This is a genomic window from Luteimonas sp. TWI662 (assembly GCF_039673825.1).
Taxonomy (GTDB): domain Bacteria; phylum Pseudomonadota; class Gammaproteobacteria; order Xanthomonadales; family Xanthomonadaceae; genus Luteimonas.
In genome coordinates, this window is sequence record NZ_JBDJMI010000058.1 from 1 (window position 1) to 629 (window position 629).

Sequence of the window (629 nt, forward strand, 5' to 3'; positions counted from 1 at the left end):
GAGATCTCGGCCATGATGTCGGTCACGCGCTGCACGGATGCAACCATCTCGGCCATGGTCCGACCGGCCTGGCCCGCGAGTGCGGCGCCGCTGGCGACCTTGCCGGTGGAGTCGTCGATCAGGCCCTTGATCTCCTTGGCGGCATTGGCGCTGCGCTGGGCCAGGGTACGGACCTCGGAGGCGACGACTGCGAAACCGCGGCCCTGTTCGCCGGCACGCGCGGCCTCGACGGCGGCGTTGAGCGCGAGGATGTTGGTCTGGAACGCGATGCCGTCGATGACCGAGATGATGTCGGCGATCTTGCGCGACGAGGCCTCGATGTCGGCCATCGTGGAGACGACCTGGCCGACGACTTCGCCGCCCTGGGAGGCAACGGTGGCCGCGCCCTGGGCGAGCTGGTTGGCCTGGCGGGCGTGGTCGGCGTTCTGGCGCACGGTGGAGGTGAGTTCCTCCATCGAAGCGGCGGTTTCCTCCAGATTGGCCGCCTGCTGCTCGGTGCGGCGCGAGAGGTCGTCGTTGCCCGAGGCGATCTCGGTCGAAGCGGTGCCGATCGCGGCCGAGGCGTCCTGGATGCGGGCGACGATCGCGGTGAGCTGGGCGACGGTGGCATTGGCGTCGTCGCGCATGCG

General features: G+C 70.0%; 1 protein-coding gene. It reads right to left on the bottom strand.

What is annotated here, in order from left to right; translation table 11 throughout:
- Positions 1 to 629: methyl-accepting chemotaxis protein (locus ABE488_RS17725; protein ID WP_346449709.1), on the bottom strand; the 629-nt coding region annotated here is incomplete at both ends.